The sequence below is a fragment of the Shewanella sp. Iso12 genome, from assembly GCF_012030025.1.
GTDB lineage: Bacteria > Pseudomonadota > Gammaproteobacteria > Enterobacterales > Shewanellaceae > Shewanella > Shewanella algae.
On record NZ_JAAUHW010000013.1, the window covers coordinates 1 to 26,808 of the forward strand.

24 protein-coding genes are annotated in these 26,808 nt (G+C 52.3%); 18 read left to right on the top strand and 6 right to left on the bottom strand.

Features of this window, described 5'->3' with window-relative positions:
* The first annotated feature begins 219 nt into the window (after window positions 1–219).
* Window positions 220–1,494 (top strand): CinA family nicotinamide mononucleotide deamidase-related protein, encoded by a 1,275-nt coding sequence (locus HCX89_RS18230; protein WP_167716950.1) that lies wholly within the window; start codon window positions 220–222, stop codon window positions 1,492–1,494.
* An 87-nt stretch (window positions 1,495–1,581) separates the two neighbouring features.
* Here HCX89_RS18230 and HCX89_RS18235 read toward each other — a convergent pair whose 3' ends face one another.
* The 3 genes from HCX89_RS18235 to argE all read right to left on the bottom strand — a co-directional run bounded on the left by HCX89_RS18235 (window position 1,582) and on the right by argE (window position 6,050).
* Entirely contained in the window at window positions 1,582–2,121 is a 540-nt protein-coding gene (locus HCX89_RS18235) for a DUF1439 domain-containing protein (RefSeq protein WP_101057634.1), read from the bottom strand.
* Entirely contained in the window at window positions 2,118–4,754 is a 2,637-nt protein-coding gene (gene ppc / locus HCX89_RS18240) for a phosphoenolpyruvate carboxylase (RefSeq protein WP_167716952.1), read from the bottom strand. The genes HCX89_RS18235 and ppc overlap by 4 nt, the downstream gene beginning before the upstream one ends.
* A 144-nt stretch (window positions 4,755–4,898) precedes the next feature.
* The gene (gene argE, locus HCX89_RS18245; RefSeq protein ID WP_167716954.1) at window positions 4,899–6,050 is read right to left on the bottom strand and encodes an acetylornithine deacetylase; all 1,152 of its coding nucleotides are present in this window, start codon (window positions 6,048–6,050) and stop codon (window positions 4,899–4,901) included.
* A 264-nt stretch (window positions 6,051–6,314) separates the two neighbouring features.
* Here argE and argC point away from each other — a divergent pair, with 264 nt between their 5' ends.
* The 5 genes from argC (at window position 6,315) to argH (ending at window position 11,719) form a co-directional block, all read left to right on the top strand.
* A complete protein-coding gene (argC, locus tag HCX89_RS18250) occupies window positions 6,315–7,295 on the top strand; it encodes an N-acetyl-gamma-glutamyl-phosphate reductase (RefSeq protein WP_167716956.1) in 981 nt (326 codons plus the stop codon).
* A 33-nt stretch (window positions 7,296–7,328) separates the two neighbouring features.
* Window positions 7,329–8,111, top strand: a complete 783-nt coding sequence (gene argB, locus HCX89_RS18255) for an acetylglutamate kinase (RefSeq protein WP_167716957.1) — start codon at window positions 7,329–7,331, stop codon at window positions 8,109–8,111.
* A gap of 11 nt (window positions 8,112–8,122) precedes the next feature.
* Window positions 8,123–9,028 (top strand): ornithine carbamoyltransferase, encoded by a 906-nt coding sequence (locus HCX89_RS18260; RefSeq protein WP_025889295.1) that lies wholly within the window; start codon window positions 8,123–8,125, stop codon window positions 9,026–9,028.
* A 34-nt stretch (window positions 9,029–9,062) separates the two neighbouring features.
* Window positions 9,063–10,286 carry an argininosuccinate synthase gene (locus HCX89_RS18265; RefSeq protein WP_025889296.1) on the top strand — a complete coding sequence of 408 codons (1,224 nt, stop codon included), beginning with the start codon at window positions 9,063–9,065 and terminating at the stop codon, window positions 10,284–10,286.
* 65 nt (window positions 10,287–10,351) lie between these two features.
* Entirely contained in the window at window positions 10,352–11,719 is a 1,368-nt protein-coding gene (argH, locus tag HCX89_RS18270) for an argininosuccinate lyase (RefSeq protein ID WP_167716959.1), read from the top strand.
* 84 nt (window positions 11,720–11,803) lie between these two features.
* Here the strand turns inward: argH and HCX89_RS18275 are convergent, their stop codons facing one another.
* Window positions 11,804–14,338, bottom strand: coding sequence for a penicillin-binding protein 1A (locus HCX89_RS18275; RefSeq protein ID WP_167716961.1), 2,535 nt, complete (start codon window positions 14,336–14,338; stop codon window positions 11,804–11,806).
* Window positions 14,339–14,520: 182 nt separating this feature from the next.
* Between HCX89_RS18275 and HCX89_RS18280 the strand changes: the two genes are divergently transcribed.
* From HCX89_RS18280 to HCX89_RS18320, 9 genes are all read left to right on the top strand, one after another.
* Entirely contained in the window at window positions 14,521–15,600 is a 1,080-nt protein-coding gene (locus HCX89_RS18280; protein WP_025011592.1) for a pilus assembly protein PilM, read from the top strand.
* Window positions 15,588–16,175: a PilN domain-containing protein gene (locus tag HCX89_RS18285; RefSeq protein ID WP_028780990.1), complete on the top strand. Its 588-nt coding sequence runs from the start codon at window positions 15,588–15,590 to the stop codon at window positions 16,173–16,175. Before HCX89_RS18280 ends, HCX89_RS18285 begins: the two co-directional genes overlap by 13 nt.
* Window positions 16,172–16,792 (top strand): type 4a pilus biogenesis protein PilO, encoded by a 621-nt coding sequence (locus HCX89_RS18290; RefSeq protein ID WP_025889304.1) that lies wholly within the window; start codon window positions 16,172–16,174, stop codon window positions 16,790–16,792. Before HCX89_RS18285 ends, HCX89_RS18290 begins: the two co-directional genes overlap by 4 nt.
* A complete protein-coding gene (locus HCX89_RS18295; protein ID WP_025011594.1) occupies window positions 16,789–17,307 on the top strand; it encodes a pilus assembly protein PilP in 519 nt (172 codons plus the stop codon). Before HCX89_RS18290 ends, HCX89_RS18295 begins: the two co-directional genes overlap by 4 nt.
* 21 nt (window positions 17,308–17,328) lie before the next feature.
* The gene (gene pilQ / locus HCX89_RS18300) at window positions 17,329–19,383 is read left to right on the top strand and encodes a type IV pilus secretin PilQ family protein (RefSeq protein WP_025011595.1); all 2,055 of its coding nucleotides are present in this window, start codon (window positions 17,329–17,331) and stop codon (window positions 19,381–19,383) included.
* 317 nt (window positions 19,384–19,700) lie between these two features.
* Complete coding sequence (aroK, locus tag HCX89_RS18305) at window positions 19,701–20,216, top strand: shikimate kinase AroK (protein ID WP_025011596.1); 516 nt, start codon at window positions 19,701–19,703, stop codon at window positions 20,214–20,216.
* A gap of 8 nt (window positions 20,217–20,224) precedes the next feature.
* Window positions 20,225–21,301 (top strand): 3-dehydroquinate synthase, encoded by a 1,077-nt coding sequence (gene aroB, locus HCX89_RS18310; RefSeq protein ID WP_167716963.1) that lies wholly within the window; start codon window positions 20,225–20,227, stop codon window positions 21,299–21,301.
* A gap of 16 nt (window positions 21,302–21,317) precedes the next feature.
* On the top strand, window positions 21,318–22,784 hold the full coding sequence (locus tag HCX89_RS18315) for an AAA family ATPase (protein WP_167716965.1): 1,467 nt from the start codon (window positions 21,318–21,320) through the stop codon (window positions 22,782–22,784).
* A gap of 48 nt (window positions 22,785–22,832) precedes the next feature.
* The gene (locus HCX89_RS18320; protein WP_028780988.1) at window positions 22,833–23,672 is read left to right on the top strand and encodes a Dam family site-specific DNA-(adenine-N6)-methyltransferase; all 840 of its coding nucleotides are present in this window, start codon (window positions 22,833–22,835) and stop codon (window positions 23,670–23,672) included.
* Window positions 23,673–23,693: 21 nt separating this feature from the next.
* On the opposite strand, the gene HCX89_RS18325 is transcribed toward HCX89_RS18320, so the two are convergent.
* Window positions 23,694–23,882, bottom strand: a complete 189-nt coding sequence (locus tag HCX89_RS18325) for a DUF2970 domain-containing protein (RefSeq protein ID WP_025011598.1) — start codon at window positions 23,880–23,882, stop codon at window positions 23,694–23,696.
* Window positions 23,883–24,233 carry a hypothetical protein gene (locus HCX89_RS18330; RefSeq protein WP_025011599.1) on the bottom strand — a complete coding sequence of 117 codons (351 nt, stop codon included), beginning with the start codon at window positions 24,231–24,233 and terminating at the stop codon, window positions 23,883–23,885.
* A gap of 192 nt (window positions 24,234–24,425) precedes the next feature.
* On the opposite strand from HCX89_RS18330, the gene rpe reads away from it, so the two are divergent.
* From rpe to trpS, 3 genes are read left to right on the top strand one after another with little or no spacing between them, the layout of a single operon-like run.
* Window positions 24,426–25,094: a ribulose-phosphate 3-epimerase gene (rpe, locus tag HCX89_RS18335; protein ID WP_025011600.1), complete on the top strand. Its 669-nt coding sequence runs from the start codon at window positions 24,426–24,428 to the stop codon at window positions 25,092–25,094.
* A 6-nt stretch (window positions 25,095–25,100) separates the two neighbouring features.
* Window positions 25,101–25,784, top strand: coding sequence for a phosphoglycolate phosphatase (locus tag HCX89_RS18340; RefSeq protein WP_167717035.1), 684 nt, complete (start codon window positions 25,101–25,103; stop codon window positions 25,782–25,784).
* Between the two features lie 8 nt (window positions 25,785–25,792).
* A complete protein-coding gene (gene trpS, locus HCX89_RS18345; protein ID WP_093981879.1) occupies window positions 25,793–26,797 on the top strand; it encodes a tryptophan--tRNA ligase in 1,005 nt (334 codons plus the stop codon).
* Window positions 26,798–26,808 lie beyond the last annotated feature (11 nt).

The following is a 26,808-nucleotide window of genomic DNA, read 5'->3' on the forward strand; positions in this document are numbered from 1 at the left end:
TTATCCGCAGACTTTTTATCCAGTTCTGTGGTGAATTTTACCCCGCGATAAATCGATTTTTGCCTCTGAAAATTAACCCGCGCACAACTCTCTAAACTGCGTGTCATGTTGGTTTTCCACTCTCCCTGTTTCTCCCTTTCTTGTGTCTTCCAAGCCGTGCTTGCTATTCATCCAGTGGTTACTTAACGTATATGCAGTTTTTGCCAAAGGGATCTTTGAATGAAGTTAGAGATGATTTGTACCGGAGAGGAAGTGTTGTCCGGTCAGATAGTAGATACCAATGCCGCCTGGTTTGCCAATGTGATGATGGAGCATGGGATTGAGGTGCAGCGCAGGGTCACAGTGGGGGATAGACTCGAAGATCTGATAGCCGTATTTCAGGAGCGTAGTCTCCATGCCGATATCATTCTGGTTAATGGTGGTTTGGGGCCAACCAGCGACGATCTCTCGGCCGAAGCTATGGCCAAGGCCAAGGGTGAGCCTCTGGTTGAGAACGCCGAATGGCGTGCCAAGATGGAGGCCTGGTTCAGCCGTAACAACAGAGAGATGCCGGCCAGTAATCTGAAACAGGCTTTACTGCCTGAGTCTGCCGTCATGGTCGATAATCCGGTTGGCACGGCCTGTGGCTTTAGAGTCAAACTCAATCGTGCCTGGCTCTATTTCACTCCAGGGGTGCCATTTGAGCTGAAACATATGGTTCAGGAGCAGTTTCTGCCCTTTATCAAACAGGAGTTCGGCCTGGATGCAAAAGTCGCATTGAACAAGCTGTTGACCCTGGGCCATGGCGAATCGACGCTGGCCGATAAGCTGGAAGCATTGGAGTTGCCAGCAGGGATCACCATAGGTTATCGCTCCTCTATGCCACATATAGAGATCAAGTTGTTTGCCCGCGGTGATAAGGCCATTGCTCTGTTACCCCGAGTCACCAATCATGTACGACAGGTTTTGGGTACTGCGGTTGTTGCCGAAAATCGCGCGACACTGGCGGAAGAGATCCATCATAGATTGTTGAATTCAGGCCTTAGTCTTAGCCTGGCCGAGTCCTGTACCGGAGGTATGTTGACCAGCCAATTGGTGGCTTTTCCTGGCAGTTCTTCCTATTTGCATCAGGGGTTGGTGACCTACAGCAATGAGAGCAAGGTGCGTATTCTTGGGGTTCAACCTTCAACACTGGATGACCATGGCGCTGTGTCGATTGCCACCGTTGAGGAGATGGCGATGGGGGCCAGGGCGACACTGGATAGCGACTATGCTCTGGCCACCAGTGGTATTGCCGGTCCTGATGGTGGCACAGAGGAGAAGCCTGTCGGTACTGTCGCCATAGCCTTGGCAACCAAGGGAGGTTGTTACAGCCAGATGATTCAGCTGCCAAGACGTTCTCGAGAGCTGGTTCGCAGTCTTAGCAGCGCAGTAGCCTATGACATGCTGCGCCGCGAGTTGCTGGGCGAGGCGGTTATTGTTGACTACTCCTCTATTGGTCGATTTGCCAAATAGTCAAAGGCAGCAATAAGTTAAACCAGTAATAGGTTAAATAAAAATACGCAGCCAAGGCTGCGTATTTTTTGTGCTCTGAATATCGATTTATTTAAACTCCAGCACCAGTTTGCCTGGTTTAACCTGAAGGCTCTTGGTCATATCGGCCAGTCTCGCTTGGTTGCTGTCCTGGGTATCCAGAACATAAACCGGCTGACTTTCGAGGAAGTTGCGGATAAAGCCCATCAACTGTGGGGCAATACCCTGTAAAGCCCGCTGAATATCCTTGGGATTGGACTCGACAGAGGTCAACTCCAGACCACGGAGATAGACGCCATGGGTTTGGTTGTCATACCAAGGCTTGGCCTCAAACTCTGTTGTCAGGCTGGCACGCAGGGGAAACAGCGGCGTTCTGAGTATCAGCTCAGAGGTGGCTTTCACCGCCATGGTATCCGGCTTGTGCCCCAATTTGACTGTTACCCGATTCAACTGGATCTCTGTTGCCAGTGGCCCCTGGGTGTCTTGCATATCCAGTTGCAGCTCTTTATTCAGATAGGATTCCAGCTGTCCTTCGCTGATGCTGTATTGGCTGACACAGCCGCCCAACATCAGCATCAACCACAGAGACAGCAGTAGGGGCAGCCTCATCCTGTATTCCTCATGCCCGCCGCGACACCGGCTATGGTCAGCATCAGCGCCAGTTGCAATTGTTCCGAGGTTTCCTGTTCCTTGCGACTTCGGGCCAACAGCTCGGCCTGCAGGAAGTTGAGCGGGTCGATATAGGGGTTGCGAAGCCGCACCGACTCCCGGTTCCAAGGAGTATGCGACATCAGGCTGTCAGAGCGGGTCAGTTCGAGTACCGCCTGGATCCCCTGTTGCAGTCTCTCCCTGAGAGCCTCACCCAAATGACGCAGTTCTTCAGGCACCAGGCAGGTGTCGTAATAGCGGGCGAGGTTGGGTTCTGCCTTGGCATACACCATTTCCAGCATGGAGATACGGGTGTTGAAGAAGGGCCATTGGCGTTCCATCTCTTGTAGCAGAGAAAGCTCTCCTCGCTTGGCCGCGGCTTCGAGCGCCTCACCGGCACCGAGCCAGGCCGGCAGCATCAAACGGTTCTGTGACCAGGCAAATATCCAGGGAATGGCGCGCAGGCTTTCGATACCGCCATCCACCCGGCGTTTGGCCGGTCGGCTGCCGAGTGGCAGTTTACCCAGCTCCACTTCAGGCGTTGCTGCTCTGAAATAGGCAACAAAGTCAGCTTCTTCCCTGACTATGCTGCGGTAGGCCAGTACAGACTCATCGGCCAGTCGCTGCATGCATTGCCGCCATTCCTGTTTGGGCTCGGGAGGCGGAAGCAAAGTGGCTTCCATCACCGCCGAGGTGTAAAGCGCCAGTGACTGCACCGCCAACTTAGGGAGACCGAACTTGAAGCGGATCATCTCTCCCTGCTCTGTCACCCTGATCCGTCCGTCAACTGAGCCCGGAGGCTGTGACAGAATCGCCTGGTGAGCAGGGCCGCCGCCACGACCGATAGTACCGCCACGGCCGTGGAATAGGGTCAGTTTGACGCCGGCCTTCTTACACACAGCAACCAGTTGTTCTTGCGCCCGATATTGTGCCCAAGCCGCGGCCATAACACCGGCATCCTTGGCCGAATCCGAATAGCCAATCATCACTTCCTGCATGCCTTTGGTGTAACCCAGATACCAATCGATATCGAGCAGGGCAGAGATGCAATCGGCGGCATTGTTAAGGTCATCCAGGGTCTCAAACAGCGGCACTACCCGCATGGGATAGTGACAGCCGGTTTCCTTGAGCAGCAAGAGAACCGCCAACACGTCGGATGGTTGACTAGCCATGGATATCACATAAGAGCCCAGCGCTTGTTGAGGCTGAGTGGCTATCAAGCGGCAGGTTGCCAGTACCTCGGCCACCTCGTCTGATGGCTGCCAGTTTACCGGGATCAAGGGTCTGCGATTAGCCAGTTCCCTGAGCAGGAATGCCTGCTTTTCTGTCTCATCCCAATGGTTGAAGTCACCCATGCCCAGATAGCGGGTAAGCTCGGCAATGACATTGGCGTGGCGCTCTGCATCCTGGCGGATATCCAACCTAAGCATATGAATGCCGAAGCAAGCCAAGCGGCGCAACATATCCAGCAGCAGGCCATTGGCTATCAGGCTCATGCCGCAATCGCACAGGCTTTGATACAGCATCAGCAGCGGCTTTTTCAGGTCGTCCTGGTGCCAGATGATGCTATGGCTGTCGATTTCGGGCTGATGACCTTCGAGGCGGGCATTGAGATAGTCTATGGTGTTGCGCAGCTTTTGGCGTAGATCTCTAAGCACGTCACGATAAGGTTCACAGCTGCCGTTGGTATACTGGCTCAGCTCCTCGTTGGCTTCTTCCATGGACAATTCGCCAACCAGAGAGACGATATCTTTGAGATAGAGTCTGGCGGCGGCATGGCGGTTACGATCCAATACTTCCTGAGTGACCTTGGCGGTAACAAAGGGGTTGCCGTCACGGTCGCCACCCATCCAGCTGGAGAATCGCACCGGAGCGATATCAATCGGTAGCTGGCTGCCGGTGCGCTCTTCTACCTGGTCGTTGAGCTGGCGTAAAAAGTCGGGAATCGCCTGCCACAGTGAGGTTTCGATAGTCGCCAAACCCCAGCGGGCTTCATCTACCGGCGTCGGGCGTTCGCGGCGGATCTCATTGGTATGCCAAATCTGGGCAATTAGCTGCCGCAGTCGCAGATTGATCTGTTTAAACTCGCGCTCGCTGAGCTGATCGTTTTCCAGAGCCGTCAGACAATCGACCACAGATGAGTACTTCTGGATCAGGGTGCGGCGGGATATCTCGGTCGGGTGTGCCGTCAGTACCAGATCTATGTTCATCTCCCTCAGACAGGACAGCATCTGCTTCTGATCTATCGGGCCGTTCAGCATGCGTCCGAGCAGTTGCTCCACGGGATCCGGTACACACACCAGTTCATCACAGTTGCGGCTGATGGTATGAAACTGCTCGGCGATATTCGCCAGGTTGAGAAATTGGTTAAAGGCTTTGGTGACCGGCACCAGTTCGTCATCGGGCAAGGCCGTCAGCAGTTCCAACATCTGCTGACGGGCGCTTTCATCACCCTGACGGGAACTCTTGGCCAGTTGGCGGATCTGCTCCACCTTATCGAGAAATGGCTCCCCCAGATCGGATCGCATGGTGTCGCCGAGGATCTGCCCAAGCATACTGACGTTGGATCTTAAGGATGCATACATATCTGCCATCGTGTTGATTGCTCCAAAGAATAGTGAGAAAGAGTCGTCGTTTCGGGCGGACTTGAGTAGAGCACAATAACCAGCACTGTGCCCTATGGTCAATACGCTGAGGTATTTGCCTCACGTTGTTTCCAGCAGCTGTGGGCTGGATCATTATTTTATACAGGCATGATAAATAAGCTGTTTCAGCAAATTTATCGTAGGTTTGATCTGCGCCGTATCCAAATATTCATCCGGTTGATGAGCCTGCTCTATGCTGCCGGGTCCCAATACCAGAGTGTGGCACCCCAGTTGCCGAATATAAGGCGCCTCGGTGGCATAGTTCACCACTTGAGGTGCCTGTCCCGCCAGGCTGGCGACCAGTTGGCTCCAGGGAGAGTCTCTATCATCGGCAAACGGCTCCGAGCCGGGATAGAGTTCGCTGATGGAAACTGACCCTGGGAATTGTTCGCAGACCGGCTGTAAATACTGCTGCAGCATGAGTTGCAGATCGGTCAAAGCCAAACCGGGAAGCGGGCGAATATCCAGATGCAGATCACAGCAACCACAGATACGGTTGGCAGCATCGCCGCCGTGGACATGGCCAAAGTTCATGGTTGGGTAAGGCACACTGAAGGCGTCTTCGCGATAGTGTTCGCTCAAATGCTGCTTGAGTTTAAGTAGTCGGCCTATGATCAGATGCATCACTTCTATGGCATTGAGTCCCTTGGCCGGATCCGATGAGTGGCCGCTGCGGCCCGTTACCCGAATGCCTTGAGCCATGTGCCCTTTATGCATATAAACCGGCCGTAGGCTGGTGGGTTCGCCTATGATGGCAAATTCAGGCTTGATTGCAGTGTTGGCGGCAAAGGCCTTGGCCCCATTCATTGTGGTTTCTTCATCGGCACTGGCGAGAATATAAAGAGGTCGCTTCATTTGTGTCAGCGGCAGTTGTTTCAAGGCCTCCAATATCAAGGCAAAGAAACCCTTCATGTCACAAGTTCCCAAGCCATACCAAAGGTTATCTTTTTCGGTTAGCCGAAAGGGATCATGCTGCCAACGGCCTTCATCGAACGGTACTGTGTCTGTGTGCCCGGCCAGCAGTAGGCCACCTTGGCCAGTGCCCAGGTTGGCCAGCAGGTTATGTTTGTTGCGACTGCCGGGCACCGGTTGGCGGCGGCACTCCAACCCCAAATCGGCAAACCAGTTGGCCAGCAAGTCGATAACGGCAGCATTGGATTGATCTTGTTCGGGCTCCAGGGCACTGATGGAGGGCGAGGCGATAAGCGCACTGAAGCTTTCTGTGAGTTCCGGCAGTTTTTTCATGACTATTCCGCAAAACATTAAAAATAACTATTCATATATATTGCATAAATAAATCGCTGTGTTAGTCTAGCAAACAGCTAAAGCCAGTGTCATCTTTCATGGTGACTAAATTCAGTGAGACTAAGTATGTTGAGTTCGACCTTGAGCTTGATTCAGACCAAAAACTGCAATAACTCCCTGCGACGATAAACTTGTCATTAGGCGCTGAGCCACGGGCTTTCGTTGTGCCCTTCCTTTTTTGATTAGCTTGAAGAATTAGAAACCATGAAAAATATCGCCATCATAGGGGCCAGTGGATATACAGGTGCCCAGTTAACCGCCCTGATCCAAGCTGAGCCAGAGTTAAGCATTCAAGGGTTGTATGTCTCTGAAAATAGTCTGGATAAGGGCAAAAGCCTGGCCGAGCTTTATCCTGTATATCAACATATCTCTGCGGTGTTGCAGCCGTTAACGCCAGAGGCCAAACAGCAGATAGTGGCGCAGGCCGACGCCGTGGCGCTGGCGACCGAACATTCGGTAAGCCTGGAATTGGCAGCTTGGTTTTATGCCCAGGGGCTGGCGGTATTTGATTTGAGCGGTGCCTATCGTTTCAGCGATGCTGCAAACTACCCCAAGTGGTATGGCTTTGAGCATAACCAAGCCGAAGTATTGGCACAGGCGGTTTATGGCCTGGCCGAGTGGAATGCCGAGGCGATTGCCAACAGCAATATGATTGCGGTTCCCGGTTGTTATCCCACGGCATCTCTGTTGGCGCTTAAGCCGCTCAAGTCACTGATGACTGATGCCTTCCCCGTTATCAATGCCGTTAGCGGTGTGACCGGAGCCGGGCGCAAGGCGCAGCTGCACACCAGTTTCTGTGAAGTGAGTTTAACGCCCTACGGTGTGCTTGGTCACAGGCATCAGCCCGAAATCGCCAGCCAACTGGGGCAGGAAGTGATTTTTACTCCGCACCTTGGCAACTTCAAACGCGGCATTCTCGCCACCATTACGCTGCAGCTCAAGCCGGGTACCAGGACTGAGGACGTTGCCGAGGCTTACAGCATCTACCATGGCTCGAGCATAGTCAGCGTAAAGCAGAACCAATTTCCCAAGGTGGATGACGTGGTACACACGGGCAATTGTCATCTGGGGTGGAAGTTTGATGAACAGAACCATTATCTGGTGGTGGCCAGTGCCATAGATAACCTGATGAAGGGCGCTGCCAGTCAGGCGCTACAATGCATAAAGATTCACTTTAAATACTAATTATTCCCGGAACGGTTAGAGAGAGTTGTCACTATGAGCACGAAAGACAAGGTGTTGGTTCTGAAAGTTGGCGGCGCACTGATGCAGTGTGAGATGGGAATGGCCAGGCTGATGGATACGGCGGCGAAAATGTTGGCCCAGGGACAGAAAGTGGTTCTGGTTCATGGTGGCGGTTATCTGGTGGATGAACAGCTCAAGGCCAATGGCATGGATACGGTGAAGCTCGATGGCTTGCGGGTCACCCCGCCGGAGCAGATGCCGATCATCGCCGGCGCTCTGGCCGGTATGTCCAACAAGATACTGCAAGCGGCGGCCATCAAGGCTGGTGTCGCCAGCGTTGGCATGAGTCTGGCGGATGCCAACTTGGTCGATGCGGTAATTAAAGATGAACGTTTGGGGCTGGTGGGTGAAGTTTGCCCCAAAGACGGCAGCTATATCAATTTCGTCCTGTCTCAGGGTTGGATGCCCATTGTCAGCTCCATTGCAGTATCCAGCGAAGGGCAACTGCTTAACGTCAATGCCGATCAGGCTGCCACAGTGCTGGCCAAGCTGGTGCAGGGCAAGCTGGTGCTGCTCTCCGATGTTTCCGGAGTATTGGACGGTAAGGGGCAGTTGATCGCCAGTCTTAATCGTAGCGAAATCGACGACCTGGTGAAATTGGGCGTGATAGAGAAAGGTATGAAAGTCAAAGTAGAGGCGGCGTTGGAAGTCGCAGAACTCATGGGGCAGCCGGTACAGGTTGCTTCCTGGAGAGATGCGGCGCAACTGGCTGCATTGGCTCAGGGCGAAGCCGTGGGTACGCAAATAAAACCATAGGAGAAGGCAGTATGAAGCACCTGTTGACCATTAAAGAACTCACCCAATCCCAGTTGCTGGCGTTGTTGGACTTGGCCAAGAAGATCAAGGCCAATCCGGCAGACTACCGACACGCGCTTGCGGGCAAGAGCGTAGTGATGCTGTTTGAAAAACCTTCCCTGCGTACCAGGGTCAGTTTCGATATCGGTATCCATAAGCTGGGTGGTCACTGTCTTTATCTGGATCAACAAAATGGTGCTTTGGGCAAGCGCGAATCTGTTGCCGATTTCGCCGGTAACCTTTCCTGCTGGGCCGACGCCATAGTGGCACGGACTTTCAGCCACAAGACCATAGAAGGCCTGGCCGAGTTCGGCACTGTGCCTGTGATCAATGCGCTGTCGGACTTGTACCACCCTTGTCAGGCACTGGCGGATTTTCTGACCCTGTCAGAACAGCTCGGTGACTTGAGCAAGGTGAAATTGGCCTATGTGGGTGATGGCAACAACGTGACCCATTCATTGATGATAGGCGCTGCTATTCTGGGTGCCAGCATGACGGTTATCTGCCCCGAAGGGCATTTCCCCGATGGTCTGATTGTCAATGAAGTACAGCAACTGGCGGCCGAGAATGGAGGCAGCCTGATACTGACTTCAGACATCGCCGCCCTGGAAGGTCAGGATGCCGTCTACACTGATACTTGGATTTCCATGGGCGACCAAACAGAACTTTCTGATATTGAAGCAAAATTTAATCCTTATCAAATCAATCAGCCGCTGATGGATCAGTATAAGGTGAAGTATTTTATGCATTGTTTACCCGCTCACAGAGGGGTAGAAGTGACAGATGAGGTGATGGATGGCAAAGGTTCTCTGATCCTGCAACAGGCAGAAAACCGCATGCACGCGCAGAATGCCGTTCTGGTAACACTTTTAAGCTGATGGCCAAGGGCCAGTTGAATCTAGGAAAATTAAGATGTCTATTGCACAGAAAAACACAGATGTGAAAAAAGTTGTCCTGGCCTACTCCGGCGGCCTGGATACCTCGGCCATTATTCCCTGGCTGAAAGAGAACTATAACAACTGTGAGATCGTTGCCTTTTGTGCCGATGTTGGACAAGGGGAAGCCGAACTCGAAGGTTTGACAGAAAAGGCGTTGGCTTCCGGCGCCAGTGAATGTCATATTGTTGATTTGAAAGAAGAGTTTGTTAAAGACTACATCTATCCCACCATAGCAACCGGTGCCATCTACGAGGGAACCTATCTGCTGGGCACCTCCATGGCCAGACCCATCATCGCCAAGGCTCAGGTGGAAGTGGCCCGTAAGGTCGGCGCCGACGCCTTGTGTCACGGTTGTACCGGCAAGGGTAACGATCAGGTGCGTTTCGAAGGCTGTTTTGCCGCACTGGCGCCGGATCTGAAAGTGATTGCCCCTTGGCGTGAGTGGACCATGGAGAGCCGTGAAGATCTGCTGGCTTACCTGGCCGAGCGCAACATCAAGACCTCGGCTTCGGCCACCAAGATCTATAGCCGCGACGCCAACGCCTGGCATATCTCCCACGAAGGTGGGGAACTGGAAGATCCCTGGAATGAGCCCAGCAAAGAGGTGTGGACCATGACAGTCGATCCGCTGGATGCGCCAGATGAGCCTGAGTATGTCAGCCTGAAAGTGGAAAACTGCCGGGTGACTGAAGTCAACGGTGAAGCCCTGAGCCCCTATGCGGCGCTGATGAAGCTGAACCAGATTGCTGCCGCTCACGGTGTTGGCCGTATCGATATCACTGAAAACCGGCTGGTGGGGATGAAGTCCCGTGGCTGTTATGAAACACCGGGCGGCACTGTCATGTTTGCTGCTCTGAGAGCGGTAGAGGAGTTGGTGCTCGACAAGACCAGCCGTAACTGGCGTGAACAGGTGGCCGCTCAGATGGCACATCTGGTCTATGATGGTCGTTGGTTTACGCCTCTGTGCAACTCGCTGTTAGCGGCATCCGAGGCACTGGCCCAGGACATTAACGGCGAAGTGGTGATCAAGCTCTTCAAGGGCCAGGCGGTTGCCGTGAAGAAACGTTCTCCCAATAGCCTGTATTCCGAGGCGTTTGCCACCTTCGGTGAAGACACTGTTTACGATCAGAAACACGCCGAAGGCTTTATCCGCCTCTACTCATTGGCGAGCCGTATCCGCGCGCTCAACAGCAAGTAAGCGTCAGTATATCAGGGGCGCATCGGCGCCCCTTAGTTTTTATGCCCGAGAAAGAGGACCTTATCATGGCTTTATGGGGTGGCAGATTCAGCGGCCAAAGCAGCGAACTTTTCAAACTCTTCAACGATTCCCTGCCGGTGGATTTCCGTTTACTGGAGCAGGATATCCAGGGCTCAGTCGCCTGGGCCGAGGCGATAACCCAGGCCGGCGTGTTAACCCAGGAGGAATGCCAGACCCTGACTCAGGCGCTGGCTGAGTTGCTCGCAGAAGTTAAAGATACGCCGGAGCAGATCATCGCTTCCGGCGCCGAAGATATTCACAGTTTTGTGGAATCACAGCTGATCGCCAAGGTGGGTGACTTGGGTAAGAAGCTGCACACCGGCCGTTCGCGCAATGACCAGGTGGCGACCGATCTCAAGCTGTGGTGCAAACAGGAAGGCGCACACCTGCTGAGTCTGTTGATTGAAGTCAAACAGGGGCTGCTGGCCTTGGCCGAGCGCGAGTTGGATGCCGTAATGCCGGGATATACCCATCTGCAGCGGGCACAACCCGTGACCTTTGGCCACTGGGCTTTGGCTTATGTTGAAATGTTTGAGCGGGATATCAGCCGCTTGCAGGACGCTCTGAATCGCCTCAACACCTGCCCTCTGGGTTGTGGCGCCTTGGCGGGCACGGCTTATGCCATTGACCGTCAGGCGCTGGCGGCCAGCCTGGGCTTTGCCTCTGCTACCCTCAACAGCCTGGACAGCGTGTCTGATCGTGACCATGTGATCGAGCTCTGCAGCGACGCCTCTATCAGCATGATGCACTTAAGTCGTATGGCTGAAGATATGATCTTCTTCAATTCCGGCGAAGCCAACTTTATCGAGCTGGCCGACAATGTCACCTCAGGCTCTTCCTTGATGCCGCAGAAGAAGAACCCCGATGCGCTTGAGCTTATCCGCGGTAAAGCGGGCAGGGTATACGGCAGCTTGATGGGGATCCTCACCACCATGAAGGCGCTGCCACTCGCCTACAACAAGGATATGCAGGAAGACAAGGAAGGCTTGTTCGATGTGATGGACAGCTGGAGCCTGTGCTTGAAAATGGCGGCTCTGGTGCTCGAAGGTGTCAAGGTTAACCGAACCAATGCGTTGGCCGCAGCTCAACAGGGATACGCCAATGCCACTGAACTGGCGGACTATCTGGTGGGTAAAGGCATGCCCTTCAGGCAGGCGCATCACGTTGTGGGTGAAGTGGTGCTGCAAGCTATTGCTGAGGGTAAGCCACTGGAAGCCTTGCCACTTGAAATCTTACAAAGCTATGCCGATATCATAGCGGAGGATGTTTATCCGCATTTGGGTATCGATTCTTGCCTGGCGAAACGCAATATTCTCGGCGGTACCGCGGTAGAGCAGGTCAAGGCCGCACTGGCTGCCAAACAGGCCAAATAGAAGCTATCCCTCGGATTCGAGCCAAACAAAAACGCGCCAATCGGCGCGTTTTTTAATGTTTAACAGACGGTGTTACACAGACAGTTACTGGAACAGCTCTTCCGGCGGTGTTTCGATAAAGATGTCGCTGTCATCTTCGGCGCCGGTGGCGTATTCCTTGGGTTCGGTACCCTGAATAAAGTACTCGAAGTCGCTGGTGTAGTCTGTCTTACGGGACAGCTTGCCGCTGTCTAAATCAATACGCACCGAAACGATTCCAGCCGGTGGAATGCTGGGTTCTTCCGGCGTTCCTTCCAGGGCATCGCGCATAAACTCGTTCCAGCCTGGGCCCGCGGTCTTGGCACCGGATTCGGCCCCTGAAATCTGATCTTTGGCGCCGCTGGCATTCCAGGCGGTACGTCCCAGCTCACGGCCATGGTCATCGAAGCCGACCCAGACAGTGGTGGCAAGCTTAGGATTGTAGCCACTGAACCAGGTGTCCCGCGATTCGTTGGTTGTTCCCGTTTTACCGGCTATGTCATGGCGTTTGACCACTCTGGCGGCGCGCCAGGCGGTACCGTTCCAGCCAGTGCCCTTGCTCCAGTTACCGCCACCCCAGATAACACTCTTGAGGGCATCGGTGATCAGGAATGCGGTCTGCTCGCTGATCACTTGCTTGGCGTGACGGGCACTTGGGCTGTCACAGCTGAAAGGATCTTCCTGAACCTGGGGCTGCAGCGGCTCTTGCATAGTCAAATCGGTTATCGCGTTATCCGCCATATCCTCTTCAGGCTTAAGCGGCGCATCACAAGCCAGAGCCGGATGAGCTTGTTCAAGGATTTCGCCCTGGGCATTCTGGATCCGTTTAATGAAGTAAGGCTCAACCAGGTAGCCCCCGTTGGCAAAGGCAGAGAAGGCAGTGACCACCTGCAAAGGTGTGGCAGATGGTGATCCCAGCGCCAGAGACTCGTTGCGGTTGAGCTCTTTGGCATCGAAACCAAACTGCACCAGCTTGTCGATGGCGGCATCCAGCCCAACATAACGCAGGGTTCTCACCGACATCACGTTGATAGACTGGGCCAGTCCCAGACGTAGCCTGGTGGGGCCGCCGTATACGTCGGGTGAGTTTTTGGGGCGCCATGCCGTACCTTGGCTGAGGTCGGGCTTGTTGATCGGCGCATTGTTGATCAGTGTCGCCAGGGTATAGCCTTTCTCCAGCGCCGTAGCATATAAGAAAGGCTTTATGTTGGAGCCCAGCTGACGTTTGGCCTGAGTTACCCGGTTGTACTGGCTCTGACTGAAGCTGTAACCACCGACCAGAGCCTGAATTGCACCATCTTTGGGATCTATCGAGACTATGGCGCTGGCAACCTGAGGCACCTGAGCCAATTGCCAGATATCGCCGTTGTTACGCACCCAAATCTGCTCGCCCACTTTCAGGAATTGTTCGGCTTTCTTCGGTGGTGCACTCTGGCGTTTGTCATTGATAAACTTGCGGGCCCATTTGAGGCCATCCCAAGGCAGAGTGAGTTTTTCTCCCGAGGCGAGCAGCACCTGTGCTTGCTGTTCCTCTACTTGCAATACGGCGGCTGGCCTGAGCTCCTGAATGGGCATAGTTTTCTTCAGGGTGGCAATCAACTCGCTCTCATCAGGCTGCTTGTCTGTCCATAGAACCGCTTCTGGGCCTCGATAGCCATGGCGTTCATCATAGGCGTAGACATTGTTGCGCAGTGCCTTCTGGGCTTTTAACTGCAGTGATGAGTCTATGCTGGTGTAAACATCGTAACCACCGGTATAGGCTTCCTCTTCACCATATTTCTGCACCATATAATCTCTGGCCATCTCTGAAATGTAAGGGGCATAGAGATCGATTTCGGCGCCATGGTATTTGGCGGTAATAGGTTGAGCACTGGCTTCGTTATATTCACTCTGGGTGATATAGCCGACCTCCAGCATACGGTTGAGCACCAGGTTACGACGGGTCAAAGCTCGGCTGGGGGAGGTGATAGGGTTGAGTGTTGAAGGGGCTTTTGGCAAACCTGCGATAACTGCCATTTCAGCAAGCGTCAAGTCTTTGACTTCCTTGCCATAATAAACTTGAGCCGCGGCGCCAACCCCGTAAGCACGCTGTCCAAGATAGATACGGTTGACATAGAGCTCCAGAATTTCATCTTTGGTTAGCAGCTGCTCTATGTGGATAGAGATAAATATCTCTTTGACTTTACGAATAATTGTCTTGTCTCGAGTCAGGAAGAAGTTCCTGGCCACTTGCATGGTAATGGTACTGGCACCCTGTTTTTTCTCGCCGGTGGCCAGCATAACCAATGCGGCGCGCACCACACCTATGGGGTCGATACCTTTATGCTCATAAAAGCGTGAATCTTCGGTTGCCAGGAAGGCCTGCAATAGTGGTTTGGGCACATCGGCCAACTCCAGCGGGATCCTGCGTTTTTCACCGAATTGCGAGACCAGTTTGCCGTCACTGGAATACACCCTCAGTGGCGTTTGCAGTTGAACTGTCTTGAGTGTAGCGACATCCGGGAGTTCGGGCAGGACGTAGAAGTAGGCTCCAACGATAGCTGCAACCCCAAGAAGGGCCAGACTGAATAGAGCTATGAGTATACGTTTTAACCACTTCACGAGATTATTCCAAAACTTGCTGCGGGCACAATAGTATATAAGGCGTTTTGTGCAGGGTGAAGCAAAAAGGCAGCGTCAAAAAATTAGCCGTTGTAATGTGCTCAAACATTTTATACAAAGGGGCGTAACAATTTGAAAATGTGCTAATCTAAAACCTAACAATAACAAAGTGACAAAGGACTATGCTTTCGAATCTATGGAAGCGTCAGGCTCCGCAAATGGTGGGTATTGACATCGGTTCTCACGAGGTCAAAGCGATCCTGCTGGGCAAGACAGGCGATGGTTATAAAATCCAGGCTTATGCCGCTGCTCCTGTAAAAAAAGGAGCCATCAATGATCATGATATTCGCGATCCTGAAGCCGTTATTGAAGCAATGAGACAGCTGAAGAGGCAATTGCCCAAATCAACTAAATTTGCTTCTGTCGCTGTATCCGGATCAGCCGTAATGACTAAAGTCATCTACATGGACGCCTCCTTGAGTGAGGTTGAAATGGAGGCGCAGATTGAGATTGAAGCGGATAACCTCATTCCCTATTCACTTGATGAGGTCAGCATTGATTTTGAAACGCTGAGCGTCAACAAGACAGACCCCAGCAAGGTTGATGTCTTGCTTAGTGCTTGCCGTACCGAAAATATTGATGCCAGAATCGACGCGCTGGACAGTGTCGACCTTGAGCCTAAAGTTGTTGATGTAGAAGGCTATGCTCTGGGACGTGCCCATGAATTGATCCTGGGGCAGCTTCCGGATGGCGCAGCAGATCAGGTTGTCGCTTTGGTTGATATCGGTGCCAACATGACCACCTTCGCCGTGGTGGAAAAAGGGGAAACAGCCTTTATCCGCGAGCAAGCATTTGGTGGTGAACTCTTCACTCAATCTATATTGTCTTTTTACGGTATGTCCTATGAGCAGGCGGAAAAGGCCAAGATAGAAGGTGATCTACCTCGCAATTATATGTTTGAGGTGTTATCGCCATTTCAAACGCAATTATTGCAACAGATAAAACGTACGCTGCAAATATATTGCACTTCCAGTGGTAAGGATAAAGTCGATCATTTGGTGCTTTGTGGCGGCACTTCCAAATTAGAAGGCATGGCTAATCTTCTAACCAATGAATTAGGTGTTCACACTATAATTGCCGACCCCTTTCAGGGAAGTTTACATGCGGACGATTCAGTAAAAAATGCCCTGCAACCCCATATCAGTAAATACATGGTGGCCTGCGGCCTGGCACTGAGGAGTTATGCTCAATGGCGAACATAAACTTATTGCCATGGCGTGAAGAAGCCAGGGAAAAACAGAAGCGCGATTATATAGGTATTCTGGCTGCTGTTTTTATTGGCGCCGCGTTATTGGTTTATTTGGCACTGAACTTTATCGACTTGATGACAGAGGATCAGCGTCAGCGAAATGCTTATCTCCAGTCAGAAATTAGTTTGCTTGACAAGCAGATAGCTGAAATCACCAAGATAAAACAGCGCAAAAAGGATATTGAACGTCGCACCGAGATTATTCTTAACCTGCAACAGGCGCGTAATTTGCCAACCCACGTATTGGATGAGCTGGTACGGGTTATTCCGCCAGGTATCTATCTTTCCAGCATAGAAAAGAAAGGCAGCCTTATCTGGATCGAAGGACGCAGTGAGTCCAATAACAATGTCGCCAACATGATGCGAAAAATTAAAGCATCAGAATGGCTTCAGGATCCGAGTATGCAGTCGATAGTCTCTCAACAGGAAGAACTCAGAGAGCTGCAACGCTTCAGTCTCAAAGTCAGTATCAAGGGAGCAAACCGGCTTGAAGGGACGGCACAGATGGCGAAAGGAGCGGGCAAATGAGTTTCGATTTGAGCCAGTTCAATGATCTGGACATGGAGAATATCGGCGGCTGGCCGACTCAGGTCAAGGCCGTATTTGCAGGCTTGCTGGCGATTCTGGTGTTCGTCGGTGGCTATTATCTGTTTGTTTCAGACGCCATAGATATTTACCAGTCTGAACAGGTGAAAGAGCAACAACTGCGTGATGATTTCAAGCAAAAGTATCTGTTGGCCGCTAACCTGAAATTGTATAGGGAGCAATTGGTACAGATGGAGGCACAATTTGCCGAACTGTTGAAGATGCTGCCATCAGAGAATGAAATGCCGGGTTTGCTTGATGACTTGACCTATGTCGCCACAGATGCGGGTCTGAAGATCCAGAGTCTGGATTGGGATGCCGAGATCCAACGGGATTTCTATATTGAGTTTCCGATACGCATGGCTGTGACCGGTGACTATCACCAATTGGGGCACATGGTCGGCGGAGTGGCCAAGCTGCCACGGATCGTCAGCCTGCATGACTTTGTGGTTAAGCGCGATCCATCCGGCACCTTGGCAATGGAAATTCTGGCCAAGACCTACAGATTTAAAGAGGGAACGGAATTACCGCCGGAGAAGGCTAAGGGGAAAGGTAAATGAAACAACTCATCCCCCTGATCGCGGCGGCGTTAATGCTTGGCGGCTGTATCGGTGACAGAACAGATCTTGAAGCCTTTGTCACCAGCACCAAGGCTCAGCATGTTGCCAGGATCCCGCCGTTGAAAGAGCCGCCTCAGTTTGAGCATTTTGATTATCAGGCAGATATGTTGCGTAGTCCCTTTGTGCCGCCTTCCCGGGAACTGACGGAAGAGGTGATAGATACCACCAAGGATTGCCTGCAGCCGGATCTCAAGCGTCGCAAGAGCCGTCTCGAAACCTATGCGCTGGACAACCTCAAGATGCGCGGCACCCTGAGCGAAGACAACGTGGTTTGGGCCTTGGTGGAAACAACCGATGGCAATGTCTATCGGATGGGAGTGGGCGAGTATTTGGGACTCTATCACGGCCGCATCGCCAAAGTATCAGCACAGAATATCGACATCATTGAATTAGTACCGGACGGTTCCGGCTGTTGGACAGAGCGCAACAGCAGCCTGGAATTGACCGGAGAATAACAAGCGAAGGATGAGGGAATAATGGAATCTTCTGCCGCGAATATCACCCCGAAGAATGCAGCCAAATGGATGCAGTTTATCCTGGGCAGCCTGCTCGTCCTGGGGCTCAGTCCCTACGCTGGTGCTGCCAACAAGCTGGTGGATGTAAAGTACCACGCCATTGTGGATCATCAACTGGAGCTGGAGTTGGTGTTTGACAAGCCGATATCTGAGCCGGAAATCAATTTGAGTGCCGATCCAGCCAGTATCCAATTGGACTTCAGCGACAGTATTTCGGCGCTGGAGAAAGCACAGATCCCTATTAATACTGCCGGTGTCGAGCAGCTGTCCAGCATGCAGGACGGCGATAATTTACGACTGGTTCTGGCACTGAAAAAAGTGAAACCTTATCAGGGTAAGGCGGTAGACAACGTTTATCGTTTGACTGTCAATGATGAGGTCATGGATCCCCAGAGCAAGGCCAGCAGTCCTTTCGTCAATAGCATAAAGAATATTGATTTCCGCCGCTTGGGTGACAATGGCGGAGAATTGCTGGTTGAGCTGCGTAATTCATCGGTTGCCGCCAATGTGGAGCAAGTTGGCTCCAGGCTGGAGCTGAAGTTGTATAACACAGATATTCCATCTGACATGTTATATGTCATGGATGTGCAGGACTTTGCCACTCCGGTGAAGAGCTTTGAGACCTTCAAAGAAGATCTGACTACCCGGGTGCTAATCGATATCAAAGGTGACTACGAATATAACTACAAGCAAGATGGCAATATGTTCACCTTGGCGATGAACAAGGTCGAGCGTGAAGTTCAACTGGAAGAAGAGAAGAAATACTCAGGTAAGACTCTGTCACTTAACTTCCAGAATATTTCCGTCAGGACCGTGCTGCAGATTATCGCCGATTACAATGATTTCAATCTGGTGACCAGTGATACAGTCGACGGCAGCATCACCCTGAGACTGGACGATGTCCCTTGGGATCAGGCGTTGGATCTTATCCTGCAAACCAAGGGGCTGGATAAGCGAATCGAGGGTAATATCCTGATGGTGGCGCCGGCGGAAGAGCTGGCCATACGTGAGGAAAATCAGCTCAAGAACAAGAAAAAGGTTTCAGAAGAGTTGGCACCGCTTTACTCAGAGTATCTGCAGGTGAATTACGCCAAGGCCAATGATATTGCCAACCTGCTGAAGGGAGAAGGTTCCAGCCTGTTGTCCAAGCGTGGCACTGTTGCCGTGGACGAAAGAACCAATACTCTGTTGGTTAAAGACACGGCCGATATCCTGGAAAATGTGCATAAGCTGATTGAAGTATTGGACGTACCTATTCGTCAGGTGCTGATTGAAAGCCGAATGGTCACGGTCAAAGATGATGTTTCGGAAGACCTGGGTATCCGTTGGGGAATTACAGATCAGCAGGGCAATAAGGGCACATCGGGTAGCCTGGAAGGTGCTCAGGACATAGCCAACGGCACCATTCCATCAATTGGCGATCGTCTCAATGTGAATCTGCCGGCAGCACCAAGCAATGCTACCAGCATAGCTTTTCATGTGGCCAAATTGGCTGACGGTACCGTCTTGGACCTGGAATTGAGTGCGCTGGAGCAGGAAAACAAGGGTGAAATTATTGCCAGTCCGAGGATTACCACTTCGAATCAGAAAGCCGCTTATATTGAGCAGGGTGTCGAGATCCCTTACGTGGAATCGGCTTCCAGTGGGGCGGCAACTGTACAGTTCAAGAAAGCGGTACTGTCGCTGCGGGTAACACCTCAGATCACCCCGGACAACCGCGTGATACTGGATCTGGAAATTACTCAGGACTCGCAGGGTAAGGTAGTACAAACTCCGTTGGGAGAGGCTGTCTCCATCGATACCCAGCGCATAGGTACTCAAGTGCTGGTGGATAATGGTGAAACCATAGTCTTGGGTGGTATCTATCAACAGAACCTGATCAGCCGGGTCAGCAAGGTTCCTGTATTGGGGGATATCCCCTTGGTCGGCTTCCTGTTCCGCAATACTTCGGACAAGAATGAGCGCCAGGAGTTACTGATCTTCGTAACGCCCAAGATAGTGACCGAAGAAATCTAGGGAAGGTGTGAATGGGTCATCGTGGCGTTCTCTTTTGTAGAGCGTGGCTTGCACAGCAATTGGCATTGAAGGCATGCCGGGGTCAGCCTAAGTTTTTTCCAAACCTGTAAAACCTCAATCAAAGCCAGTGCCAGTCGCTGGCTTTGATGTTTGGGCCCGGGGAAATTTGGCTTTAATAGTCGGCATTACTTGCCTTGGATGTCCTTAAGCTGAGATAATCCCCGGTCAAGTCTCATTAGAGCAAGGTAACAAATCCCGTCGATTTGATAGTAAGTCGACATTCGGCAAACTTTTCATAAGATTCAGACGTACAAGAAATGGCTGAAAAACGTAATATTTTTCTGGTAGGCCCTATGGGCGCAGGCAAAAGCACCATAGGTCGTCATCTGGCACAAATGCTGCATTTGGAATTCCACGATTCAGATCAAGAGATTGAAAATCGCACTGGCGCTGACATTGCCTGGGTATTTGACGTTGAAGGCGAAGAAGGTTTCCGTCGCCGCGAGGCTCAGGTGATTTCCGATCTGACCGAGAAACAAGGCATAGTTCTGGCCACAGGTGGTGGCTCAGTTCAAAGCAAAGATATCCGCAACTTCCTCTCTGCCCGCGGTATCGTGGTGTATCTGGAAACCACTATTGACAAGCAAGTGGCCCGTACCCAGCGCGACAAGCGTCGCCCCTTGCTGCAGGTAGATAATCCTCGTGAAGTGTTGGAAGCACTGGCAGACGTGCGTAATCCTCTCTATGAGGAAATCGCCGATGTTATCGTCAAGACAGACGAGCAAAGCGCCAAAGTTGTGGCCAATCAAATCATTGAACAATTAGGCTTCTAGGACGCAAGATGCAACAGATCCGGGTTGATTTAGGTGAACGCAGTTATCCTATCTTCATTGGCCAGGGTCTGTTGGCCCAGAGCGATTGCCTGACGGCGAGTGTCTCGGGTAAAAAAGTCTTCATTGTCTCCAATGACACAGTAGCTCCCCTGTATCTGCAGTCTTTGCAGCGCCTTCTGCTGCCTGCGGCTCAGGTTTTTGCTCATATTCTGCCCGATGGTGAGCAGTACAAGACACTGGCACAACTCGAAAGCGTATTTACGGCTCTGCTTGAGCACAACTGCGGTCGTGATGTGGTGCTGGTGGCTCTCGGTGGCGGTGTCATTGGTGACATGGTCGGCTTCGCTGCGGCCTGTTATCAGCGGGGCGTGGACTTTATCCAGATCCCCACTACGCTCCTGTCTCAGGTCGATTCCTCTGTGGGCGGCAAAACGGCAGTCAATCATCCGCTGGGCAAGAACATGATAGGCGCTTTTTATCAGCCACAACTTGTGCTGATAGATACCCTGTGCCTGAAGACTCTGCCGGTGCGTGAATTTGCCGCCGGCATGGCTGAGGTGATCAAATACGGCATCATTTGGGATGCTGACTTTTTCCTGTGGCTCGAAAACAATGTTGAGTCACTCAAATCGCAGCAGCCAGAGGCTCTGGCTTATGCCATACGTCGCTGCTGTGAGATAAAAGCCGAAGTGGTTGCCGAAGACGAGACAGAGCAGGGGGTTCGCGCTCTGTTGAATCTGGGGCATACCTTTGGTCATGCTATCGAAGCCGAAATGGGCTATGGCAATTGGCTTCACGGTGAAGCGGTTGCCGCTGGCACGGTCCTTGCTGCACAAACTGCAAAAGCCATGGAACTGATTGACGAGTCAATTCTCCGTCGCATCACTGAGCTGCTACAGGTATTCGATTTACCGGTAACTGCACCAGAGTCCATGGATTTTGAAAGCTTTATCAAACACATGCGGCGTGACAAAAAAGTTTTGGCTGGGCAAATTCGCCTGGTTTTGCCCACAGACATGGGTCAGGCCGGTATTTTTGCTCAAGTGCCGGAATTCCTACTCGAACAAGTGATCTGCCGCACTTGATCCTTGATGGGTAACAATGGTGGCAACCGAAGAACTTCTCCTACCCTCGCAAGAGGCACTGTTACAAAGACTGCAGCATCTGGCCTGTTATGGTCAGCAGCTGGTTTTGTTGCAGGGGCAGGCTGGAGCAGGTAAGACACGACTGTTGACCGCCTTGGCCAATGTGCTCGATGAGCATAATCTGGCGTTGGTCAGTTGCCCTCAACATGCCGATGCTGCAGAAATAAGGCGCAAGTTGCTGATCCAGTTGCTGCCCGATCCCCTGTTTGACGACGAGCAGCCTCTGGCCGATACCCTGCTGCGTTATCTGGGTGAGATGCGCAAGCCTATCCACATTCTGATCGACGATGCCGACAATATGCCCTTGGCGCTTTGGGCTGAGTGTTTATTGCTGACTCAGCTGCAGGCCAGAGGTGAGCCTATCACGTTGACCTGTTCTGTCTCTCCGGAGTTTGCCGAGCAGCTACAGCTTCAACTGCCCAAAGCACAGAAACAACAGGTGTTGCCGGTTAAGCTTGAGCCGCTTTCTCTCGTCGAGCGTGAGGGCCTGTATCAGACACTGTTGACTCGCAGCGCAGTGCACACTTTCACGCCACGGGCCATAGTGGTCAAGCAGTTGGAGAGGCAACAAGGCACACCGGCCGAGGTATTGGCATTGCTGGAGCTGGCATTGAATGGTGAGCCGCCGAGGCCAAGGGTATTCCCTTGGAAGACCATACTGATATCGAGCCTTGCCGCGCTTATCTCTCTGGCGCTGCTTTCTTGGTATCTGCTGCGCTCGACCGAACCTCTGCCTGAACTACCCAAGTCAGCCCTGGTGCTGGAGCATAGTACAAGTCCCTTAAGCCAATTTGCCGAACGTTGGCTCGATATTGACCGGGATCAGGAGGCGCTCTCAACTACGCCCGTTTACGTTCGCCTGGAACAAGTACAAAGCCAGGTAACAGAGCCGCAGGTGGTCTTGGAGCAAAAAAATGCTCAGCATGTAGAGACTCAAGTGGTTACAGCGAGAGCCCCAGAGTCAGAATCTGAGCTACTGAGTGACGCCAAGGCAATATTGGATGTGCAAACCGCTCCTGTTACTACGCCGGTTACCCAAAAGTCGCAGGTCAAAGAGGCCGCTAAGGCTTCTCAAGATACCAAGCCGCAAGAAGTTCAGAATAAATCTGAGCTCGAACAAGAGCCCAGTGCCGGAGTGCTACCGACACAGGGTTATACTTTGCAGTTGGTGAGTCTGAAACGTGAATCGTCACTGACGGCGTTTATGGCCAAGCTGAAAAAAGTGGCAAATGTCAGGGTAGCCAAGCACAAGGATTGGTGGGTGGTATTGGTAGGGGAATATGCCAGTAAGCAAGAGGCCATCGAAGCCGGTAAAGTTTTGCAGCAGACTTTGGGCCTGTCTCAACCTTTGGTCAAGTCATGGCAATCACTGCAGCACTATCGCTTACAAGCTGGCCTAAGTAACAGTGAAATTTCATCTTAAACGGAGTACAATCCCCACTTTCGTTTTTCCGGGCACCAATCAATTTTAATGAAGAAAAAACAAAGAGCCTTTCTTAAGTGGGCCGGTGGTAAATTTAAACTGGTTGATGCCCTGACTCAGCACTTGCCCAAGGGTGAGCGCTTGGTTGAGCCCTTTGTCGGTGCCGGTTCTGTGTTTCTCAACACAGATTATCCGAGCTATTTGTTGTGCGATATCAATCGCGATCTGATCGATCTTTACTCTATCATTCAGACTCGTCCAGAAGCATACATAGGGGCGGCGGCGGACCTGTTTGTACCGCGGATGAACGATAAAGAGCAATACTATCTGGTCAGAGAAAAATTCAATCGCAGTCGTGACCCCTTCGAGCGGGCAGTCTATTTTCTTTATCTCAACCGCCACGGCTTTAATGGTCTGTGTCGTTATAACCGTAAAGGCTCATTCAATGTGCCCTTTGGTTCCTACAAGAAGCCGTATTTCCCTGAGAAAGAGATCCGCGGTTTTGCTGCCAAGGCACAAAATGCCGAGTTTCGCTGCATTGGCTACGAGCAGGCGTTTGCCCTGGCTAAAAGCGGTGACGTGATTTATTGCGATCCGCCATACGCACCTTTATCGACCACCGCCAGTTTTACCACTTATGTCGGTGCCGGCTTCTCTTTGGATGACCAGGCACTGCTGGCCAGGCATTCCCGTCATACCGCCATTGAGCGTGGCATTCCTGTGCTTATCAGTAACCATGATATTCCGTTGACCCGCGAGCTCTATCACGGCTCGAGAATGGAAGCGATACAGGTTCAACGTAACATCAGCCAGAAAGGCAGCACCAGAACCAAGGTGAATGAGTTGATGGCTCTGTACGACGAAACCTATCACAACGAGAACGACTGAAAGTCATCTTTGCCAAAGTAATCAGGCGAGTACTCTATTTACCAGCAGCAACAGACCTAGTACCAGTAGTGCGGCTAGCAACACGCCCGTGATGATATAAGGGAGAGGTGAGGAATTGGCGCTGAAGTCCCTGACGCGATTGGACTCACTCTGCACGCCGAAGAAGGCTGCCAGCGTACTGTAAAGGTAACGCCAGTAGCGGCCAAGCATCTAGAAACCGTTATTGGAATTCGCCGGAGCCATATCATCAACCGGTTTACGTTGATGGCCGTGCAGCAACTCCAACAAGTCAACAAAATGGAATTGACCCGAACGACTCTTGCCGCTGAGCCAACTCTTCCAGCTCAGATCATCTTCCTGAGTCGCACAGCGATTATTGGGATGGCTGGAAGGCAGGTTGGGATTGTAATCATTTTCCTGGCTGCAGCTACAGGCCAGATTATTGCTGGAAGAACCCAGGCTTTGGAAACCAACGGCAGTTGCTCCCACCACGCCAGCGGCGACAGCGAGTATGACTGCTGACTTGATGCTGTGTGTGAAAACCTGCGGTTTCTGGTTCATCCTGTTCCAATCCCAAATGTGACATCGGTCAATTATAACAAAGCCGTTGATAAATTGAACAGCTTTTTACCAAGTAACAACTTTATTCCAACTTATGGCGCTTTTCAACGGCAGAAATGGGCGCCAGGCTATAGAGCCCGAGCGCCTTGGCGGGTAAAATAGGCGACTTCTTAAACATCCTGTGAGAATGCTATGCGCCCATATCTTATTGCTCCTTCCATTCTGTCTGCCGATTTTGCCCGCCTGGGTGATGATGTTAAAGCCGTATTGGATGCGGGGGCCGACGTGGTTCACTTCGATGTGATGGACAACCATTATGTACCTAACCTGACCATAGGCCCCATGGTCTGCAAGGCGTTGCGTGACTATGGTATTACCGCCGATATCGATGTGCACCTGATGGTGAAGCCGGTCGATCGCATAGTGCCTGACTTTGCCAAGGCGGGGGCTTCTATCATCACTTTCCATCCAGAGGCCAGCGAGCATGTGGATCGTACAGTGCAACTCATCCGCGACAATGGCTGTAAGGCGGGTTTGGTTTTCAACCCTGCCACGCCACTGCACTACCTGGACTATGTGATGGATAAGCTGGATGTGATTTTGCTGATGTCGGTCAACCCAGGGTTTGGTGGTCAGTCATTTATTCCATCGACACTGGACAAACTTGCCGAAGTGCGTCGCCGCATCGATGAGAGTGGCCGCGATATCCGCTTGGAGGTCGACGGTGGGGTTAAGGTGGACAATATTGCCGAAATCGCCGCCGCCGGTGCCGATATGTTTGTTGCCGGTTCTGCCATCTTTAGCCAACCGGACTATAAAGCTGTTATCGACCAGATGCGCAGTGAACTGGCAGGAGTGTAAGTTATGATCGCAAGCAGTATCAGTGCGATCGCCTTTGATTTGGATGGCACTCTGGTGGACAGTGTGCCGGACTTGGCCGCTGCGACCCAGGCAACCTTGGCCGATATGGGACTGCGTGGTTGCAGCGAAGACCAGGTTCGCAGCTGGGTAGGCAACGGTACAGAGATGTTGATGCGCCGCGCGCTGACCTCGAGCCTGGGCGATGAGCCGGATGCCTCTGTCATGGCCGATGCCATGCCGGTATTTATGAGGCATTATGAGGCTTGCCTTGAGCGTTACAGCAAGCTCTATCCCGGGGTTGAGTCCGTGCTTGGCACCCTGCAGCGACGAGGTTTCAAGCTGGCAGTGGTCACCAACAAGCCTTATCGATTTACTGTGCCCCTATTGCAGGCCTTTGGTATTGAGTCGTTTTTCAGTGAAATTCTCGGCGGCGATTCACTCACTAAGATGAAGCCGGATCCCTTGCCGCTGACCCACCTGCTGGATAAATGGCAGTTGCAGCCTCGGCAGATGTTGATGGTGGGCGATTCCCGCAACGACGTTCTGGCGGCGAAAGCCGCAGGTATTGCCTCAATCGGCTTGACCTATGGCTACAACTACGGTGAAGATATTGGGCTTTGCGGCCCAGATGCCGTATGCGATCATTTTGAGCAAATTTTGGCGCATTTGCCGCCACAGCAATCGGAGTAATGAAATTCATGAGCAGTCCCAAACCCATAGTATTGAGCGGTGCCCAGCCCTCAGGCGAGTTGACCATAGGTAACTACATGGGTGCCCTGCGTCAGTGGGTAGCCATGCAGGACAGCCATGATTGCCTCTATTGCGTGGTGGACCTGCATGCCATCACAGTGCGCCAGGATCCCAATGCCTTGCGTGAAGCTTGCCTAGACACATTGGCGCTGTACCTTGCCTGTGGTGTCGATCCCAAGAAGAGCACAGTGTTCATTCAGTCCCAGGTGCCGCAGCACACTCAGCTGGGGTGGGTTTTGAACTGTTATACCCAGATGGGTGAGCTGAGCCGCATGACTCAGTTCAAGGACAAGTCGCAAAAACACGCCAACAATATCAACGTGGGTCTGTTCGGTTATCCTGTACTGATGGCGGCCGATATTCTGCTGTACCAGGCCAATGAGATCCCAGTCGGTCAGGATCAGAAGCAGCATCTGGAATTGACCCGGGATATCGCCACCCGCTTCAACAACGCCTATGGTGACACCTTCACAGTGCCCGAGCCTTTTATCCCTGAGCTGGGTGCCAAGGTGATGTCGCTGCAGGATCCCACCAAGAAGATGTCCAAGTCAGATGACAACCGCAACAATGTCATCGGCTTGCTGGAAGATCCCAAGGCGGTGATGAAGAAGCTGAAAAAGGCGATGACCGACAGCGATGAGCCGCCTGTGGTGCGTTTCGACATAGACAACAAGCCTGGGGTGTCCAATCTGCTGAGCCTGATGTCCGGGGTGACAGGCCAGAGCATAGTCGAACTGGAAGCCGAGTTTGAAGGCAAGATGTATGGCCATTTGAAAGTGGCCGCCGGTGAAGCCGTGGTCGGAATGTTGGAGCCACTGCAACAACGCTTCCGTGAATTCCGCGAAGACAGAGCCTTCCTGGAGTCGGTAATGAAGCAGGGCGCCGAGAAGGCCCAGGCCCGCGCCGAAGTCACAGTGAAGAAAGTTTATGAGAAGATAGGCTTGCTGGTGTAAATCAGCCAATC

Coding starts and splice junctions, on each gene's coding strand:
- HCX89_RS18230 (WP_167716950.1), top strand. CDS start 220: ATGAAGTTAGAGATGATTTGTACCGGAGAGGAAGTGTTGTCCGGTCAG.
- HCX89_RS18235 (WP_101057634.1), bottom strand. CDS start 2,121: ATGAGGCTGCCCCTACTGCTGTCTCTGTGGTTGATGCTGATGTTGGGC.
- ppc (WP_167716952.1), bottom strand. CDS start 4,754: ATGGCAGATATGTATGCATCCTTAAGATCCAACGTCAGTATGCTTGGG.
- argE (WP_167716954.1), bottom strand. CDS start 6,050: ATGAAAAAACTGCCGGAACTCACAGAAAGCTTCAGTGCGCTTATCGCC.
- argC (WP_167716956.1), top strand. CDS start 6,315: ATGAAAAATATCGCCATCATAGGGGCCAGTGGATATACAGGTGCCCAG.
- argB (WP_167716957.1), top strand. CDS start 7,329: ATGAGCACGAAAGACAAGGTGTTGGTTCTGAAAGTTGGCGGCGCACTG.
- HCX89_RS18260 (WP_025889295.1), top strand. CDS start 8,123: ATGAAGCACCTGTTGACCATTAAAGAACTCACCCAATCCCAGTTGCTG.
- HCX89_RS18265 (WP_025889296.1), top strand. CDS start 9,063: ATGTCTATTGCACAGAAAAACACAGATGTGAAAAAAGTTGTCCTGGCC.
- argH (WP_167716959.1), top strand. CDS start 10,352: ATGGCTTTATGGGGTGGCAGATTCAGCGGCCAAAGCAGCGAACTTTTC.
- HCX89_RS18280 (WP_025011592.1), top strand. CDS start 14,521: ATGCTTTCGAATCTATGGAAGCGTCAGGCTCCGCAAATGGTGGGTATT.
- HCX89_RS18285 (WP_028780990.1), top strand. CDS start 15,588: ATGGCGAACATAAACTTATTGCCATGGCGTGAAGAAGCCAGGGAAAAA.
- HCX89_RS18290 (WP_025889304.1), top strand. CDS start 16,172: ATGAGTTTCGATTTGAGCCAGTTCAATGATCTGGACATGGAGAATATC.
- HCX89_RS18295 (WP_025011594.1), top strand. CDS start 16,789: ATGAAACAACTCATCCCCCTGATCGCGGCGGCGTTAATGCTTGGCGGC.
- pilQ (WP_025011595.1), top strand. CDS start 17,329: ATGGAATCTTCTGCCGCGAATATCACCCCGAAGAATGCAGCCAAATGG.
- aroK (WP_025011596.1), top strand. CDS start 19,701: ATGGCTGAAAAACGTAATATTTTTCTGGTAGGCCCTATGGGCGCAGGC.
- aroB (WP_167716963.1), top strand. CDS start 20,225: ATGCAACAGATCCGGGTTGATTTAGGTGAACGCAGTTATCCTATCTTC.
- HCX89_RS18315 (WP_167716965.1), top strand. CDS start 21,318: ATGGTGGCAACCGAAGAACTTCTCCTACCCTCGCAAGAGGCACTGTTA.
- HCX89_RS18320 (WP_028780988.1), top strand. CDS start 22,833: ATGAAGAAAAAACAAAGAGCCTTTCTTAAGTGGGCCGGTGGTAAATTT.
- HCX89_RS18325 (WP_025011598.1), bottom strand. CDS start 23,882: ATGCTTGGCCGCTACTGGCGTTACCTTTACAGTACGCTGGCAGCCTTC.
- HCX89_RS18330 (WP_025011599.1), bottom strand. CDS start 24,233: ATGAACCAGAAACCGCAGGTTTTCACACACAGCATCAAGTCAGCAGTC.
- rpe (WP_025011600.1), top strand. CDS start 24,426: ATGCGCCCATATCTTATTGCTCCTTCCATTCTGTCTGCCGATTTTGCC.
- trpS (WP_093981879.1), top strand. CDS start 25,793: ATGAGCAGTCCCAAACCCATAGTATTGAGCGGTGCCCAGCCCTCAGGC.